Origin of the sequence: Thalassotalea sp. SU-HH00458 (assembly GCF_040362795.1) — a bacterium.
GTDB lineage: Bacteria > Pseudomonadota > Gammaproteobacteria > Enterobacterales > Alteromonadaceae > Thalassotalea_H > Thalassotalea_H castellviae.
In genome coordinates this window covers 147,185-163,331 of sequence record NZ_BAABWW010000010.1, presented here as the reverse complement: position 1 = coordinate 163,331, position 16,147 = coordinate 147,185, and the positions used below count along the sequence as shown (strand labels likewise).

Annotated in this window: 20 protein-coding genes; 10 read left to right on the top strand and 10 right to left on the bottom strand. The window is 35.2% G+C overall.

Annotated features, from left to right (window positions below):
- Positions 1–95: 95 nt before the first annotated feature.
- Both ABXH06_RS15385 and ABXH06_RS15380 read right to left on the bottom strand, forming a co-directional pair.
- Positions 96–953, bottom strand: a complete 858-nt coding sequence (locus tag ABXH06_RS15385) for a PA4780 family RIO1-like protein kinase (RefSeq protein ID WP_311583843.1) — start codon at positions 951–953, stop codon at positions 96–98.
- A gap of 80 nt (positions 954–1,033) precedes the next feature.
- Entirely contained in the window at positions 1,034–1,516 is a 483-nt protein-coding gene (locus tag ABXH06_RS15380) for a VF530 family protein (protein WP_311583841.1), read from the bottom strand.
- Between the two features lie 168 nt (positions 1,517–1,684).
- Here ABXH06_RS15380 and ABXH06_RS15375 point away from each other — a divergent pair, with 168 nt between their 5' ends.
- Positions 1,685–2,680, top strand: a complete 996-nt coding sequence (locus tag ABXH06_RS15375) for a WD40 repeat domain-containing protein (RefSeq protein WP_353518774.1) — start codon at positions 1,685–1,687, stop codon at positions 2,678–2,680.
- On the opposite strand, the gene ABXH06_RS15370 is transcribed toward ABXH06_RS15375, so the two are convergent.
- Both ABXH06_RS15370 and ABXH06_RS15365 read right to left on the bottom strand, forming a co-directional pair.
- Positions 2,669–2,950, bottom strand: a complete 282-nt coding sequence (locus ABXH06_RS15370; RefSeq protein WP_353518773.1) for a hypothetical protein — start codon at positions 2,948–2,950, stop codon at positions 2,669–2,671. The genes ABXH06_RS15375 and ABXH06_RS15370 overlap by 12 nt on opposite strands.
- A gap of 136 nt (positions 2,951–3,086) precedes the next feature.
- Complete coding sequence (locus tag ABXH06_RS15365; RefSeq protein WP_311583837.1) at positions 3,087–4,001, bottom strand: LysR substrate-binding domain-containing protein; 915 nt, start codon at positions 3,999–4,001, stop codon at positions 3,087–3,089.
- Positions 4,002–4,237: 236 nt separating this feature from the next.
- Here ABXH06_RS15365 and ABXH06_RS15360 point away from each other — a divergent pair, with 236 nt between their 5' ends.
- The 3 genes from ABXH06_RS15360 (at position 4,238) to efpL (ending at position 6,278) form a co-directional block, all read left to right on the top strand.
- A complete protein-coding gene (locus ABXH06_RS15360; protein ID WP_353518772.1) occupies positions 4,238–4,444 on the top strand; it encodes a hypothetical protein in 207 nt (68 codons plus the stop codon).
- A gap of 216 nt (positions 4,445–4,660) precedes the next feature.
- Positions 4,661–5,587 (top strand): M14 family metallopeptidase, encoded by a 927-nt coding sequence (locus ABXH06_RS15355; protein ID WP_353518771.1) that lies wholly within the window; start codon positions 4,661–4,663, stop codon positions 5,585–5,587.
- A gap of 118 nt (positions 5,588–5,705) precedes the next feature.
- Positions 5,706–6,278 (top strand): elongation factor P-like protein EfpL, encoded by a 573-nt coding sequence (gene efpL, locus ABXH06_RS15350; RefSeq protein ID WP_311583851.1) that lies wholly within the window; start codon positions 5,706–5,708, stop codon positions 6,276–6,278.
- Positions 6,279–6,362: 84 nt separating this feature from the next.
- Here the strand turns inward: efpL and ABXH06_RS15345 are convergent, their stop codons facing one another.
- On the bottom strand, positions 6,363–7,223 hold the full coding sequence (locus ABXH06_RS15345; RefSeq protein WP_353518770.1) for a hypothetical protein: 861 nt from the start codon (positions 7,221–7,223) through the stop codon (positions 6,363–6,365).
- 9 nt (positions 7,224–7,232) lie between these two features.
- A complete protein-coding gene (locus ABXH06_RS15340) occupies positions 7,233–7,613 on the bottom strand; it encodes a GntR family transcriptional regulator (RefSeq protein WP_311583829.1) in 381 nt (126 codons plus the stop codon).
- Between the two features lie 162 nt (positions 7,614–7,775).
- On the opposite strand from ABXH06_RS15340, the gene ABXH06_RS15335 reads away from it, so the two are divergent.
- A complete protein-coding gene (locus tag ABXH06_RS15335) occupies positions 7,776–8,711 on the top strand; it encodes a DUF808 domain-containing protein (RefSeq protein ID WP_353518769.1) in 936 nt (311 codons plus the stop codon).
- Between the two features lie 352 nt (positions 8,712–9,063).
- Positions 9,064–9,393 (top strand): DUF6172 family protein, encoded by a 330-nt coding sequence (locus ABXH06_RS15330; RefSeq protein WP_353518768.1) that lies wholly within the window; start codon positions 9,064–9,066, stop codon positions 9,391–9,393.
- Positions 9,394–9,433: 40 nt separating this feature from the next.
- On the opposite strand, the gene ABXH06_RS15325 is transcribed toward ABXH06_RS15330, so the two are convergent.
- The gene (locus ABXH06_RS15325; RefSeq protein ID WP_353518767.1) at positions 9,434–9,994 is read right to left on the bottom strand and encodes a TetR/AcrR family transcriptional regulator; all 561 of its coding nucleotides are present in this window, start codon (positions 9,992–9,994) and stop codon (positions 9,434–9,436) included.
- A gap of 134 nt (positions 9,995–10,128) precedes the next feature.
- On the opposite strand from ABXH06_RS15325, the gene ABXH06_RS15320 reads away from it, so the two are divergent.
- The 3 genes from ABXH06_RS15320 (at position 10,129) to ABXH06_RS15310 (ending at position 12,082) form a co-directional block, all read left to right on the top strand.
- A complete protein-coding gene (locus tag ABXH06_RS15320) occupies positions 10,129–10,812 on the top strand; it encodes a glutathione S-transferase family protein (RefSeq protein ID WP_353518766.1) in 684 nt (227 codons plus the stop codon).
- Positions 10,813–10,969: 157 nt separating this feature from the next.
- Complete coding sequence (locus tag ABXH06_RS15315) at positions 10,970–11,806, top strand: HDOD domain-containing protein (RefSeq protein ID WP_311583819.1); 837 nt, start codon at positions 10,970–10,972, stop codon at positions 11,804–11,806.
- A gap of 102 nt (positions 11,807–11,908) precedes the next feature.
- Positions 11,909–12,082, top strand: coding sequence for a DUF3545 family protein (locus ABXH06_RS15310; protein WP_311583817.1), 174 nt, complete (start codon positions 11,909–11,911; stop codon positions 12,080–12,082).
- Here the strand turns inward: ABXH06_RS15310 and lnt are convergent.
- Both lnt and ABXH06_RS15300 read right to left on the bottom strand, forming a co-directional pair.
- Positions 12,079–13,617, bottom strand: coding sequence for an apolipoprotein N-acyltransferase (gene lnt, locus ABXH06_RS15305; protein ID WP_311583815.1), 1,539 nt, complete (start codon positions 13,615–13,617; stop codon positions 12,079–12,081). The two genes, ABXH06_RS15310 and lnt, sit on opposite strands and share 4 nt — an antisense overlap.
- A 275-nt stretch (positions 13,618–13,892) precedes the next feature.
- Positions 13,893–14,423, bottom strand: coding sequence for an archaeosortase/exosortase family protein (locus tag ABXH06_RS15300; protein WP_311583813.1), 531 nt, complete (start codon positions 14,421–14,423; stop codon positions 13,893–13,895).
- 361 nt (positions 14,424–14,784) lie between these two features.
- Here ABXH06_RS15300 and hpf point away from each other — a divergent pair, with 361 nt between their 5' ends.
- A complete protein-coding gene (hpf, locus tag ABXH06_RS15295) occupies positions 14,785–15,120 on the top strand; it encodes a ribosome hibernation-promoting factor, HPF/YfiA family (protein WP_311583811.1) in 336 nt (111 codons plus the stop codon).
- 98 nt (positions 15,121–15,218) lie between these two features.
- Here the strand turns inward: hpf and ABXH06_RS15290 are convergent, their stop codons facing one another.
- The gene (locus tag ABXH06_RS15290; protein WP_311583809.1) at positions 15,219–16,142 is read right to left on the bottom strand and encodes a histone deacetylase family protein; all 924 of its coding nucleotides are present in this window, start codon (positions 16,140–16,142) and stop codon (positions 15,219–15,221) included.
- Between the last annotated feature and the right edge of the window lie 5 nt (positions 16,143–16,147).

The window sequence follows — 16,147 nt, the reverse complement described above, 5'->3', positions numbered from 1 at the left end:
AGATTTAATATAATTGTTTAAATTTTATTAACGTGCGTGCGATTAAACGATATGAAAAATATTTAAGTTTAATTTATAAGTATAAAAGACTGGAACTATTCTGTTTCTTGAGACTCACGTATTCTTTCTAGCCTAGCTTGTTCCTCTTCATAGGCTGCTTTAATTTCTTCTATGACATTATCTACATCAGCCGCTTTATTGTTGTCTTTAAACCTACCTGTGAGCTCAGTGTCAGGTGTTAGTTCGCTATTTTCATAAAGAAACCACATTTCCTCTGCATAACGACTTGAAAGTAAGTCAGGAGCAAATTGACCATAATAAGTCGTCATATTATCAACATCACGTTTTAGCATTTTACGGGCATTGTTATTTGCCGCAGCATCTACTGCCTGTGGTAAGTCAATAATCACCGGACCATATTCATCTACTAATACGTTAAATTCCGATAGATCGCCATGTATAACGCCAGCACAGAGCATGCGCATAATATAAATCATGACTATTTCATGATCTTCTCGTGCTTGCTCTGCGTCCATAACAACATCATTTAAACGAGAGGCTACATTACCTTCATCATCTGTTATTAACTCCATCAGTAATACACCATCAAAACATCCATATGGCTCTGGTACACGTACACCGGCAGCTGCTAAAAGGTACAAGGCATCAACCTCAGCATTTTGCCAAGCTTCCTCTTGTTGGCTTTTTCCGTATTTTGAGCCTTTTTCCATCGCTCTTGCTCGACGGCTATTTCTACTTTTACGTCCTTCCTGGTATTGCGCTGCCTTTTTAAAACTGCGTTTATTCGCTTCCTTATATACTTTTGCGCATCGTACTTTATTGCCACATTTTACGGTATAAACGGTTGCTTCTTTGCCACTCATTAATTGACTGAGCACTTCATCAATTAGGCCATCATCAATTAGAGGTTGTAATCGTTTAGGTACTTTCATTTAATCTCGGTAGTTAAGTTCAAGGGTTATAAATATAACCTCAGGGAAAAGCGCGATAGTATTTGTGTCATCGGTAATGATCATTTTGGCGAGTTGCTCCAAGGATCAACCGGCTTGTCTGTATTTGAAATTGTGACTTTCTGGTGTGTTTTTGAATAATTCGTTTGTTTTTTTACCTGCTCTTTATTGTTAAATGAACGATTGTCATTAACTTTTTTCGGTTTTGGTGAAGGAGCTTGTCCTAAAATTAATTGTTTAGGCTCACGCGGTTTTTGATGCGCAGGAATGATACGTTGACGTGGTGGAATTTCGTATTGCGTATCATCAGCTTTAGGTAAATTCTTATAATTGTAAAGATAAAAACGCTCTATTTTCTCCCGCGCCCATTCTGTTTTACGTAAAAACTTGAGACTCGAAGCTATAGTTGCTCGATTTTTGAAGCAATTTATATTGGTATATTCCGCCAGTATTTCAAAACCATAGTAACTTACTAATTCATTTAATAAGGTATCAAGTTTTAATCCATGTAATGGGTTATTTAACTGTTCGTTTTCGCTGGTCATAAATTTATTGATTATATTATTAAGTGAATGATTTAATTATATACTGCTAAGCTATTAAGATCAGAAAATGAAGTAAAATAAAAGTTAGAAAACTAAGATTAATTAGTTATGCTCATAGAAACGACGTCATAACAGGTTTTACCAATCATGGGTAATGTACTAAACAAAATGAAAATATATCAAACGTTACTCTTTGTACTCACACTGCTATTAAGCGTATTACTTTTAGGGTGTGAAAAACCTAATTTGTTACTTGCTAATGAACATCACCAACTTACGCAGGCGGCTTTAATTGATGGTGATTTGTCAAATGATGGTCAATATTCAGTTATACTAGATATTAAAAATAATCTATCACTTTGGCAAAACTCAAGTTATACGCTTATTAAACAGTGGCCGAGTTCTCTGTTTCCACAACAGCAATATTATGTGGTGTTATCGAATAATCAGCAGTGGCTTGCTGTTGCAGGTAAACACTCAGTAACACTACTTTCTGTTAACTCAAAACATAAACCGCTTACCTGGGAAGTTAATGGCTTTGATCGTGACGCTGAAATTAGTCAAATTTTAATTAACTCAATCGGTAATAAGGTTATTATTGGTTTAACGGAAGGCAGTGTCGTTGTTGTAGATATAACTAATGGTCTGAGATCTCAGTTCGCTTTACACGATGGGCCCGTTAATCATTTGATCTTTAGTGACAATGAACAAAAATTAGTATCTGCTTCACTCGATGGTCAAGCCATAAAGTGGGATCTAGCTTCTGGGAAAGTGATTTGGAGTAATGAGCAACCTTTTCGCATCACCAGTTTAGCGTTTGATGACTTATCACAGCGGTTATTTGTGTCAGATGCTCTCAATAATCAAACATTTTTTTCTTTAAATAAAGGTCAAGAAATTTCATCGTTGAGCTATTTCGAACGCAACCGATACTTTAGAGAAGCGATTTTCATCTCTGGAGCGAAAAAATTATTAAGCTCTTCATCAAAATATCAAATTTCTTTATGGGATGTCATGTCAGGTAACGAAATAAGCCAAGGAGAAATTAAAGCTTATAATTTTGGCAGTACCGTATTAGACTTTGCTGTAAATGAACAAAATGGTGTAATAACACTAAGTTCTGATGCTGTATTAGAGTTATGGCCAGCACCGTTATTTAAGTAAGTTATTGACTTTGCAAATTTCACATAAGAAAAATTTTTCGCTCAATGCTTTTTCGTTTGAACGCTCAATGTTTGTGAATGATTGCTTTTTTATCGACCAGTAATATTGTGTGATTTGCTTTTCAAAATAGATGAAAAGTAGTGCTAAGCTTAATGATAATACTGGGATATAGAGCAATGAATTGATAATGCTCGAAGGGTACATAACATTGAGTGTTATAGGTATAAAAACGATTAACGTTGATAACACGCGATAAAGATATTTAATCATTGATAAAAGCATAATTCCCTCTAACTTCACTTCAGTAATTTATTGATGCAAGTATGTTAGTGATAAATTAGACTAGTTTCAAAAGGATTATATTCACACTAAAGGTGAATTTCATTCACTTAATAAATGCTTAATATTACCCATCTGACTCAATCATATTTGGAGATTTAATCAACCAATTTAAGAAGCATTGAATATCATGCCTGTCTTTGTCTTCATCACGGTAAACTGCGTAGAGAGCTCGACCAAAAGGGACGGTTTTATTAAAAGGATCTATTAATACTTTTCGATTTACTAGCGAGTTTTCAATAGGCATTAATGCCAAACATAGTCCCAAGCCTTGCTCGGCAGCATGTAAGGATGATTCGTAACTGCTAAAGGTTAAATTATGCTCGACATTTATGTTTTCAAGACCTGCGGCCTCCGCCCAAGTTTGCCAAATGTTATCCATGCTAGTTAAATCAATTAAAGGAATGTTTTTTATTTGCTCTATCGATGTTAATTGATGTTTATCGGCAAATTCTTGAGAGCATAGAGCGGCAACTTTAATATCAAGCAGTTTTTTCATGCTGACATTTGGCCAATCACCGTTACCTATTCTAATCGCTAAATCAAAGTCTTCATAACGAAAGTCAGTGAGGTCTAATCCCGTTTCAATTCGAATTCCTATCTCTGGATGTGCTTGTTGAAATAATCCTAATTGGGGCAAAATGACGTTAGTTGCCATAGTGGCAAAGGTTGAAATTTTTAGGTTCGGAGATAAGTACTTTCGTTTAACTGCTTTTGTACCTTGTTCAATTTGGTCGAGGCCTTGTTGAATATAGTTTAAGTATAATTTTCCGGCTGAGTTTAATTTCACACCTCTGCTTTTTCGAATAAATAATGAGGTACCAATATATTCTTCTAATGATTTGATTTGGTGGCTAACGGCAGAAGGCGTTAGAAAAAGTTCTTCACTCGCTAATTTAAAACTTTCTAAGCGGGCAGAAGATTCAAATATCGAAAGCAAATGCAAGGGAGGGAGTTTTTTTGCCTTTGAAGTAGCCACCATTCAATTCCAATTTTAATTTAACAAAAAAGATTCAGTCAGTGTTTTTACCACACAATGATAGAAAGTGTGAAGGTTATTGATGAATTTAATTTATCTATTGAATTTACCTTTTTTGCTAGAAGCCGATCTAACAACAATCGGAAAGTTGTTTTTGTCTTATTCATGTTAGGTGTTATTTTATTGAAATTCGGATATTCTTTGTGTCACTAAATTTCAATGTTAACTGAGAAAGCCCAATGGCACGTTTGACGATAATTTTCATTTTTATCCCGTTGCTACTTATTTTACAAACAGGTTGTACTGTCGTTACGGCCACGGTTGGTGTTGCATCTGTCGTTGTAGGAGGGGCTATTGAAGTGGTTGATACCGTTACTCCTGATATTATCGACGATGACGATGACGAGGAAGAGGATGAAGATGAACAGAACAATATCGACCTTTAATATTAACTGTACGCTCATTAATACTTAAACGTGATAAAAGCGTATTAATATTTTTCAGTGCGCTTATTCCACTTTTATTCTCTTTTCATGATAAATTTTCATTCCCATTTAGTTGTGGTATTTAATCCAATTAAAATAGATCAGTTTGATAATCCACTTTTTAATCGCTAAACTCTCGAAAATTAATGCATCAAATCCGTATACATAAGGCGATAAATGAATAAACAGCAAGCTTACCCTATTGGTAAACAAGGAAAACCATGGGGAAATGAAGAGAAGCAGCAATGGTTTGCTCTTCAATCAGTGAAACGTTCATATTATGATGAAGTGATCACGAAAATTAATGCCTTAAAGAGTGATTTTGAGATTGAACAATATGGTGCTTTGCCCATTGATGAACAACGTTACCCCTTGTTTATTTTAAAAAGCAAAACATTTGATCACGCTAAAAAAACCGTGCTTGTCACAGGAGGAGTGCATGGTTATGAAACAAGCGGCGTACAAGGCGCTTTGCTTTTTGCTAAAGAACATGCACACAGATATGAGTCAGCTTTTAACTTTCTGGTTGCGCCGTGTTTGAGTCCATGGGGATATGAAACAATCAACCGTTGGAACCCTAATGCAATCGATCCAAATCGGTCTTTCTATAAGAACAGTCCAGCAGAAGAGTCTGCTGCTTTAATCTCTTACTTATCATCGTTAAAGGTTTCGTTATTTGCTCATTTTGATTTACATGAAACTACCGACTCTGATAATGCTGAGTTTAGACCTGCGCTTGCTGCTCGTGATGCGACTGTGCATGATAACTGGAATATTCCAGATGGTTTTTATTTAGTGGGAAATACGCTTGAACCACAAGCAGATTTTCAAAAAGCGATAATTGAGAATGTGAAAAAAGTTACCCATATTGCCGCTGCAGATGAAAATAATCAATTGATTGGCAGCCCCGTTACGCAACCTGGCGTGATAAATTATTCGGCAAGAGAATATGGATTATGTATGGGGTTATCTGATGCTAAATTTGTTACGACAACCGAAGTCTATCCAGACAGCCCTAAAGTTTCGAGTCAGCAATGTAATTTAGCGCAAGTGGCAGTAATCACCGGTGGTTTGGATTATATTTTGACTCATGAAACCGTTTAGTTTTTTATAGTAATAATGTCATTTTATTGATTTAAAGCATGTGAGAAATGCATTAGCGCTTGATAAAACAACTAAACGTGGTATTTTCCATTTAATTTATTTTATAGAGAAAAACTTTATGCCTAAGGCGAGTGATATTAAAAAAAATGCAGCGATTGAACACAATGGTAAAGTGTTAATTGTTAAAGACATTGAACGTTCTGTTCCACAAGGAAGAGCAGGTGGCAGTTTATATCGTATGAGAATGTACGATGTGGTCACTGGTGGAAAAGTTGATGAAACTTTTAAAGACTCAGACATGCTTAATTTTGCTGATTTAAGTCGTCGTGCGGCAATGTTCTCTTATATTGATGGTGATGAATATGTCTTTATGGATAATGAAGACTATACGCCATATAATTTGAATAAATCTTCGATTGAAGATGAAGTGGTTTTTATTACTGAAGCGACAGAAGGTTTGTCAGTTATTCTTGTTGATGGTTCACCTGTTGGTGTTGATGTGCCGGCAAGTGTTGAACTTGAAATTGTTGAAACCGATCCTTCAATAAAAGGCGGCTCTGCAACAGCTAGAACCAAGCCTGCTATTTTATCAACGGGTTTAACGGTACAAGTTCCTGAACATATATCTACCGGTGATAGAATTAAAATTAATACCGAAGAACGTAAATTTATGGGCCGTGCTGATAAATAACATTTTTATAGAATTATTAACTATGAAATTGATTGAAGGATATTTCTCAAAAGAAATATCCTTTTTTATTACTTAAAGCATGGATTACGCAATTTTGTCTGCTTTATAAACATTAAAATTCAATTCATTAACCTTGAAGCGTCCTAATAATGCGCCAATACTGAACAAGGCTAATACTTGAAAATAAAGACTATTTATTAACACTTCAAGAATATTTAATTCATAAATATTTACCCAAGAATGCATCATTAAATATATTGTCATAAAAATACTGATAAAAACAAAAGACTCTAATACAAATTTTGTTTGTTTATTTCTATCTGTATTCTCCTGGTATGGGTCACGTTTTTTACCGTATAAATTAGCCATACCAATTGCGATAAACATGATATTGGTGAGAGTCACTGTACCAATTTTAATTGCCGCATCAACATTTAATATAAAATTACATAGAAATAATTCATAAATGATAAAGCTTAAATAAGTTAATACTGCTAACGCTAAATAAAAAGGCGAGACAAAATTAAATAAAAGTCTTGGTTGCAACTCAGCAGTTCGATTTGTTTGCGTATTTTGCTGTCGCATTAACTTTAAATGTTTGTAGCCAAGTAGTTCTAAGATAAATAAGGGTATAAATTGCGCAATACCAAATAATAACGGTAAATCATCCAGAATATTGATGTGTGCTCTATAATCGGGAACGATATAAGTAAAATAAAAAATTAATCCTGCGCCAATCATCATAAATAAATAGTTCATCGTCTGATAAACAAGTTTAATAGTATGGATTCGTTTTGCAGGTACCGGATAGAGCTTGGGATAATCATGCTCAGGACAATGAGTTAACACATAGTTAATACGTTTAACTACTTGTTTTGGATAAAAATACGAGAGCAGCCAAACTTGGCTGATCACTACTAAAAGTAGAATAATAGACATGCTCATAATTGTTCCTTAATATTTGTTATTGTTCATCACATTAGTGAACGCTATTCTTATTTCGGAATCAGTTGCTCCTGATTTTTTAAGTAAAGCAACTGACTCTTCGAGTTGAGTTGTGATCCATTGATTAATATCAAAATCACTGTTTTTAACTGCATCTTCATGAATAAAAGTGCCTCGATAACCTTTCGCCTGTATAACAGAATCTCTTTCGAGCAATCGATAAGCTTTGGCAACGGTTTTACTATTTACTTCTAAATCATTGGCAAGTTGTCTAATTGAAGGTAATGGGTCACCGGGTTTGATTTTTTTATCTTTGACTGCTTGTTTTATTTGCTCAACAAGCTGAGTAAACAAAGGTGTTGGATCTTCAATATTTATTACTATTTCCATAATCACATTTTTTCTTTGGTGTACCTCTTGATGTAATGGTACAACTGGTTTTTTGATAATGCAATAAATAGTGCAAAGAAATTGGGAGAATGGCTAATAGGTGTTATAAGTACTTAGCAGTTTGAATTTTTATAGTTTTACTTATTGTAAATAAGGAATCGTGTGGCAGGCTCAAGTTTATTAGTACTCATTGATGATATTGCGACAGTTTTAGATGATGTTGCTATATTATCGAAAGTTGCGGCGAAAAAGACCGCCGGTGTATTAGGTGATGATCTTGCTTTAAATGCTGAACAAGTCTCCGGTGTGAAAGCAGATAGGGAGTTACCGGTTGTTTGGGCGGTTGCAAAAGGCTCATTTCTTAATAAGTTTATCTTGGTGCCAGCAGCATTATTAATTAGCGCGATATATCCCCCTTTAATTACCGTGTTAATGGTCTTGGGAGGGTTGTTTTTATGTTATGAAGGCGCTGAAAAAATAACCCATCAGTTCCTTTTAAATAAAGAAAAATTGCAAGAAGCTCACCAAGAGAAGCTAAAAAATATTGCTGACGAAAGTGTCGATTTAGTTGTGTTTGAAAAAAATAAAATTAAAGGCGCGATTAGAACAGACTTTATCTTGTCGGCAGAGATCATTGTGATTGTCTTAGGCTCTGTTAAAGAAGCGGCTTTTCAAACACAAATTATGGTCGTTTCTGGTTTGGCTATTGCATTCACTATCGGCGTTTATGGCTTTGTTGCTGCCATTGTCAAACTTGATGATTTGGGGTTATATTTATTAAGAAAATCAGTCTCTGGTAAGTTTAATGCACTGCAACGTAGTTTAGGGCGCACAATTTTAATGTTTGCACCAGTATTAATGAAAACCTTATCTGTTGTTGGCACTGTTGCAATGTTCTTAGTTGGAGGAGGAATATTAGTTCACAGTTTTACTTGGCTACATCATAAAGTAGAAGCTATGGTTCTTTGGACTCAACGTTTTGAATTGACGTTCTCAACTGTGATCGTACCCATGAGTATCGAAGGAATCATTGGGCTTTTAGCCGGATTACTCTTGTTTTTCCTCATGTATATTTACAAAAAATTTCAAGCACAGTAAGTACTTTTCACACAGGGATTGAGCCGACAAGTTTATTTTTAAGGGCACTTTAAGTGCTTACTGATAAAATAAATAATAAGGATTTACGGACTATCGCTATCAATAACAGATATTTTGCTCAAAGCTCTAGTGTCTTAAATAGTCATAGCGTCGTGTTTTTAGTATAAGTATGCTGTGCTGATAGTTAAAACTTGAGCTCTTTAGCATAATCGTAACTCTGGCTTGATTTATTAATTAATTGCGGCATGTGAGTTCTTTGTTCGCTATCCGATAAAATACAGCGTAAAATACCCATACGCCACGTTAGGCTCATACCAGTAGATTCTTTACCAAAATTATAGATAGGACTTTCATGAAAAAAACGTTTCAACTGACTCACCCTAAAATTAAACCGGCTCGTAGAGTTGATGCTATTAAAAGTGAAATTAAAAAATATATTAAAAGAGAGCGAAACAAAACCTTACCTGAAGGTGTTGATTATTGGGATTTTGATTGCAAATTTGGTTTAACTGAACCTACGGCGGATGTTGTGCACTTAGCTGCTATTAATAAATCAATTGATGAAGCAGTTGCAGCTGGCGCTAATTCTTTTTATGTTGAAGTGATAGTGAAAATGGCTAATCGCCAGTTTACAGCTCCTGATGAAGACTTAAGTGAAAGCCTTGATGAAGATGAAGACTAATACGTTATATTCATGAGCCATCTTGTTTTTGATCATTAGTCTAACTTATATTAGCATTTATTAAGTTTGCGATACCTTCCTGACAAGCAATAAGTAATTTATCACTCAATACTGGATCATTTATTGCTTTTGATAATGCTAAGCCACCAATCATCAATGTCGCGACTTGTAAGGCTTTTTGATCACATTTTATTTGTTGGTTGGTATTGTCAACAAAGCCTTTAAAAATATTGGTATAAGTGTCTTTAACTGTTTTATTCTGCTGATTAATATCAGTCACTAAAAATGCTAATGGACAAAGATGCTTAACTGTTTCATTGCGATGCTCACCACTTAAATAACGTTTAGTTATTCCCATTAAGCTACCGTCACAATGGCTAAGATGATCATTACTCGCTAATATTCCTGCTTTGGTAATAGCTTGGGCATATAACTCACTTTTAGAAGCGAAGTGAGCGTAAAACGCCCCACGTGTTAATTTAGCATTCTCCATGACTTGATTTATTGATACTTTTTCAAAGCCATAACGGGTAAATAAATCGGCTGCACTCGTCAGTATTTTATCTTTTGATTGTTTTTTGTGATGTTTATGCCACGCCATAATAGTGCCTTAATCAGATTTTTAAACAGTCTCTCATAAATTTAAAATATGTTCTTGAACATATTGTTAAAAGTTTTATCTTTGCTCTACATTCATCAATAAGACTTCACTTAATTAAGTTAAAGGAATAGAAAATGAACCAGCACTCTCAGGCTCCATCAAACGATAATAAGCAGATTGAAATTTTTGGCCCCAGTTTTTCAAATTTTGTTCGCAGCATTATGTTGTTATGTGAAGAATATCAGCTTGATTATTGCACAGGGTTACAGTTTTCAGGTGAGCTGGTGGAGCTAAAAAGCGAGCAACACTTTAAATTACACCCTTATGGAAAATTTCCCATTATTAAACATCAAGGGTTAATTCTCTGTGAAACTGCTTCGATTTGTCGTTATCTTCAAGCGACATTTATGCCTAAGGTGTCAACCTGTTTCTCGGCGCATCAAATGGCACGAATAGATGCGTTTAGTGCCATTATTTCTATCTATTTAGATAAAGCCCTTGTCAGAGATTATTTATTAGAGTTTGCTTTTCCTAAAGGAGAGCAGGGTAAAGTGAGACTTGATGTTGTTCAGTCAATGCAACAGCCAGCTCTGGATGCTCTGTCGATCATTGAAAATGAACTGGAGCACAGTGATACACTTAATAATGAGCAATTATCCATAGCAGATGCTTTAATTGCTCCGATACTTCATTATCTTTCAACATTACCAGAGCCTTTTAATTTGATTGATAGATATCCTTTAATCGTCAAGTATTTAAGCGCTTTAATGGTACGTGAAAATAGTAAAAAAGTATTAATTGCGCCGAAGAACTGGTGATCATTTCTCGAATCAAATAGCGAATAAATGTATGCGTACTCTTTTAATGTTATTTTAAGTAGAAAATTTTTATCGCTATGTTGATCACGGGCTATCCTTTCTTGAATAGAGGTGTTATTTTTAATAAAAATAACACTGTTGAGAGAGGATTAGTTTTATGTCTTTAACTGCTCATGAGTATGCCATTAAAGCGCAACAACTATGTGTATTACCTGATATTTATCTTAAACTTAAAGACATGTTAGCTGATGAAAGCACGACGCTTGCAGACATTTCTGCTTTACTCTCGTTAGAACCCGCTCTAGCATCAAGTTTACTTAAAATTGCCAACAGCGCGCTTTTTAATTTTCCAAAAGAAATAGACTCGATTGATCGAGCACTGATGATCTTAGGGATCAAAGAAGTTCAAACATTAATTGATACTTATGGCGTTACCGCGGCTTTTTCTGGATTAGATCCAACGATTTTAGATATGGATAAGTTTTGGGAAATTAGTGTTGATTGCGCATTATTGACCAAATTTTTAGCCAAAAAAATTAAACTTGAAAACGCTGATTCGATGTTCTTGTCTGGGCTTTTACATAATATTGGTGAATTAGCCATTGTTCACACCAGCCCCAAAAAAGTGCAGTATTGTGAAGGTTATGACAGAGAAGAAACGCCATGGGATCGTCAAATTGATACCTTTGGTTTTACGTTTTCTCAATGTAGTGCTGAGTTATTATCATTATGGCAGTTACCGACAAGTATTATTGAACCTATTGCCTTATATAAAGATGCTTATAACGAAGATCTTGATAAAAAATCGACGCTGCTTTTTATTACCACACGTTTAGCCTTGATCAACTCTCATCCTGGCATGTACTCAAAGAAAACATTTTTAGGGCAACATTTGTTAGAAGATTTATCATTAACCCTTGATGATATTGACCAAGCTCTCGAGTTTTGCAATGTGGAAGGTATGGCAATCATGTCTTCATTAAATGTTATTTAATGACTTAGTTTCGCTAATCGTCATTGATTGTTCATGTAATCGTAAAATAATTGTCATCTTTTAATTTTATCTTTCTCCTACAAATTATTGAGGAGTTCGAAAATGAATAAGTTTAATTGGGATGAATTTGATTTTATAAATGACGAAGAGTTTTCTGAAAAAGCAGTCAAAAATAAAGGTAAAACAAATAAGCGTAAATGGCGTGAAATAGAAACAATCAAAGAACAACGACGTTTGAAAAAGCAAATTGCTGAAATGGAACAATACTCTTTTTAAACGTTTAGTGTAGAGCGCTTTGTGCCATAATAAATGAAACTGAGAAGGCTCACTAATAGCAATATATATTTAACGGCATTGGGATGTTGCTGGTAAAAACTTGCTGTGTCATATATTGGTATATCAACAACAGAATAGCCATGTGTATTCTCTTTAATTTGAGAGCCTTCAACAATATTACCATAGGGATCTAAAACAGCAGTGAGCCCAGTATTGGTCACTCTTATTAGATATTTTCGATATTCAATGCTTCGAAAAAGCGAAAGGGCCATATGTACTCGTTTTCCTGAGGTATGATAAAACCAAGCATCATTTGAACTATTGATCAAAAACTCGCCCCCTTGAGCCATACCTTTGGCAACTTGCTCGGTAAAAACAGCTTCATAACAGATCAACGGAACAGCCTTGAAACTTATGTTTTGTGAGTTTTTAACTTCAAATAACGCAGATTGATTACCAGGTTTATAATTTGGTGCAAATGGAAATATCTCTCTTAGCCAAGGCAGTTGTTGCTCGAAAGGCAGATACTCACCAAACGGTAAGAGCACCTGCTTAGCATAGGTTTGTTCTACGGCATTATCGCCAAAAAGTTCCATGGTATTAAAATACCCAGCGTTATTATCTAAGGTTTCATTAAGGGGTTTAATTGTTGTTAGTAACAGCGAGGAGTTTTTTAATAATGGCTTAAAAAATACTTCATCTTCTGGGTAATAACGATAAGAAATAGGAACAGGAATTTCAGGAAAAACCACTAAATCAATGTTCTGTTCATTTTCTATTTGTAAAAGTAGTTGGTCAAGCTCTGCTTTTACCGTTAACCAATCATCCCGGGTCCTATTGGTTATATCGATATTAGGTTGGACAATTGCTACTCGAAGACTTTTTTCTTTCGATATCATTTTGGTAGATGTTGTACTGTTTGCTTGAATTGGGTAATCCCCAATCACTTCATTTTTTTTATAGTGTCCATAACCAATGTTTGCGAAAAACAAAACTAACGCCACGATAAAGCATTGCAACGCTTTTGTTTTATCTGTGTTGACTAAGGTAATACCATTGGCAATTAATAGGTTGATACAATGAATAAGGAAGAAGACTAACGCAACCCCCCCGATATCAGCTAATTGAGTGAATAACGGCTGAAGGTATAAAGCGTGTGCAAGGTTGCCTGGTAATATATGGGGAATGTAATTTACCACTACCGTAAAAAATGTTGCTGAAAAAAATGCTCCTGACAACGATTGCCCAAACTTAAAGCGTACGTGAAGCCAACAAGCACATGCATAAGGAATTGCTGAGATTAGACAAAATATAAAAACAAAAGGTAAAACAATATTCGGGGCAGATGAAGTAATTGCAGCTACGCCGTAAACTGCCCACCAAATGCTGCATAGCCAGCCTAAAGTAGCAGACAATAATCCCAACATAAAAGCATTACGTAACGTAACTTTATTGAGCGCAACAATAATTGGCACCATAGTAAACCAAGTTAAAATTGCATAACCACCGCTGGGGAAAGCGAGGTAAAAGAGCAAAACGGTGAATAGCCCCAGTAAAAGGCTATTAAATTGCTTATCAGTGTTGTGAGTATTTAATGAATTATCAGAGGATAATATAAGCGATAACCTATTTTTTATGGCGATAAAGAAAAGCGACAAAAGCCACAAGTATTAATTGCAAAACAGTATGAAGTACCGGCACGCTAGAGCCGCTGCTCGTTCCACCGCCACCGCCACCACCGCTTGCAGATACTAGTGAGGGGAAGGCCAAACATAAGATAATAAAAATGACTGCGATAATGTGATTCATTTTACGGTGCTTTGCTTCCAAGTATTCGTTCAACACCTACAATGACAAGTAGGGCGGTAACGAAGTTAATAATTTGCCAAATATACAGATGATAAAAATCAAAGTCATTATTTTCTTCTTTAATTTCATACATTAAATGGATAATGCGTAATATATTCTCTACATGTAATACCAGCACAGCCACAATCAACATGCAGATTTTATTATAAATTGGCTGGTTTAATGCCAAAACTACCGCACTAACGCTGGCGATAAGCATTAAACCGGTACATTCGTTATCGACAATTAAAAACCTTGTTGAATTGGTGTGTTTGAGCAAATTTCCGTCAACAATTATCGGCTCTGCAATTAATTGATATAGATAAGCGACACTATTGGAAAGCGCATGTTGTATGGTTTGAGATAGCCATAGATCACGATGAACCCAATAAACAATGCTTTGTAAAATAATGAGATAAAGTAAAAATCTAGGAAAATATTTTAACGCAAGTGATTGTTCATCTTGCTGGTTTACTTTTGATAATTTTGACATCACTCAGCGATTTTTTTGATGGTTTTTATTGCCACAGTGTATCTGTGAATTGATATAGGAAGCTAGGTAAATTTAATATTTATAGCTTTGTCGTGAAGCTTTTGAATTAATCATAAACACCTAGAGTTCTCCTCGATAAATTCAGAACAATTTAATACGGGTTAATAATGTGCCATGACAGCATTGATCCCATTTACTTATAAGCTTTCACTATAACCTTGAAATATTTATATACATTCGTTTTAAAAATAATTTGTTTTTACCATTGTTTTATTTTTGTAAGCCCCGAGTATATTTAATAGGCGCTAAGTCATACTGATTATCTCCTCAATATACTTTTAACTTTTAAGAAGGTTGTATTATGAAAATAACAATATCAGGTCACCATGTTGAAATTACCGACGCAATTAAACAAGCCATTGAAAGCAAATTTGCTAAAATAGCCAAACATTTTCCCGATTTAATGACAATCGATTCGGTTATTACCGTTGAGCCTCATGAACAAAAATTGGAAGTCACAACTTTATATGAGGGACAAAAAGTTTCAGTGAAAGCATCAGGCAAAGAACTATATTCTGCAATAGCTGCTGCTTCTAAAAAATTACAAGCTGCGCTGAAACATCGTAAAGGTGTGTTGAAAAAGAAATTAAATGAAAAATATCAGGTCAAACAGTCAGATGGGTTTATGCCTGTTTAACGTAAAGTAAAAAGGAATGTTAAAGTTAAAGGCTATTCAAGTGATTGAATAGCCTTTAATTTTTTAGATTTTTAGTTTGAGCAGACTACTTTTTAGGTTTAGTTGCCAATTAAACCATTGATATGCGCAACGGCGCATCGACCTAATGCCCCCAAGGAATAACCTCCTTCTAATACCGAAACAATTCGACCTTTACTGTATTGATCAGCTATTCGCTTTACTTCATCGGTGACCCAACGATAATCTTGTTCAGTCAAACTCACTTGCGACATTTCATCTTCAATATGCGCATCAAAACCTGCGGAGATGAAGATCATTTCAGGTTTGAACTTTCTAAGCGCGGGTAACCATTTTTCGGCAATTATTTCTCTAAATTCAGGCCCTTTGGTTGTGGCATCTAGTGGCGTGTTAATAATTGGTGGCGTATCACTTGCTTGCATTTCAAAAGGATAAAAAGGGTATTGGTATGAAGAACAAAACAAGGTACCTTTTTTATCTTTGATTATATTTTCAGTGCCATTACCGTGATGAACGTCAAAGTCGACTATAGCAACTCGCTTTAATTTATAATGTTTCTTGGCATATTCCGATGCAATGGCGATATTATTAAATATGCAAAACCCCATAGCTTTATCTCGTTCAGCATGATGGCCAGGCGGGCGGGTAATACAAAATGCTGATGATAAAGTATTAGACATTACTAAGTCTACGGCATCTTTAGCGGCTCCTGCGGAATAAAGCGCGGCCTCTAATGATTTTGAACTCATCGCGGTATCATCATCGAGTCTGAAAAGTCCTTCTTTAGGAACATGTTCAAAAATATGATCAATATAATCTTTATCGTGAGCGAGCAATAATAATTGACGATCGAGTGGCGTTGCATCAATTTGTTTCACGACATATTCTAAACCACTGCGAATTAATTGATCTTGAATAGCCCCTAGCCGAGCGGGAGATTCTGGGTGGTATTCGCCCATATTATGACCATTACAGCGATGATGACTCAGTAGTCCAACCGTCATTAAAA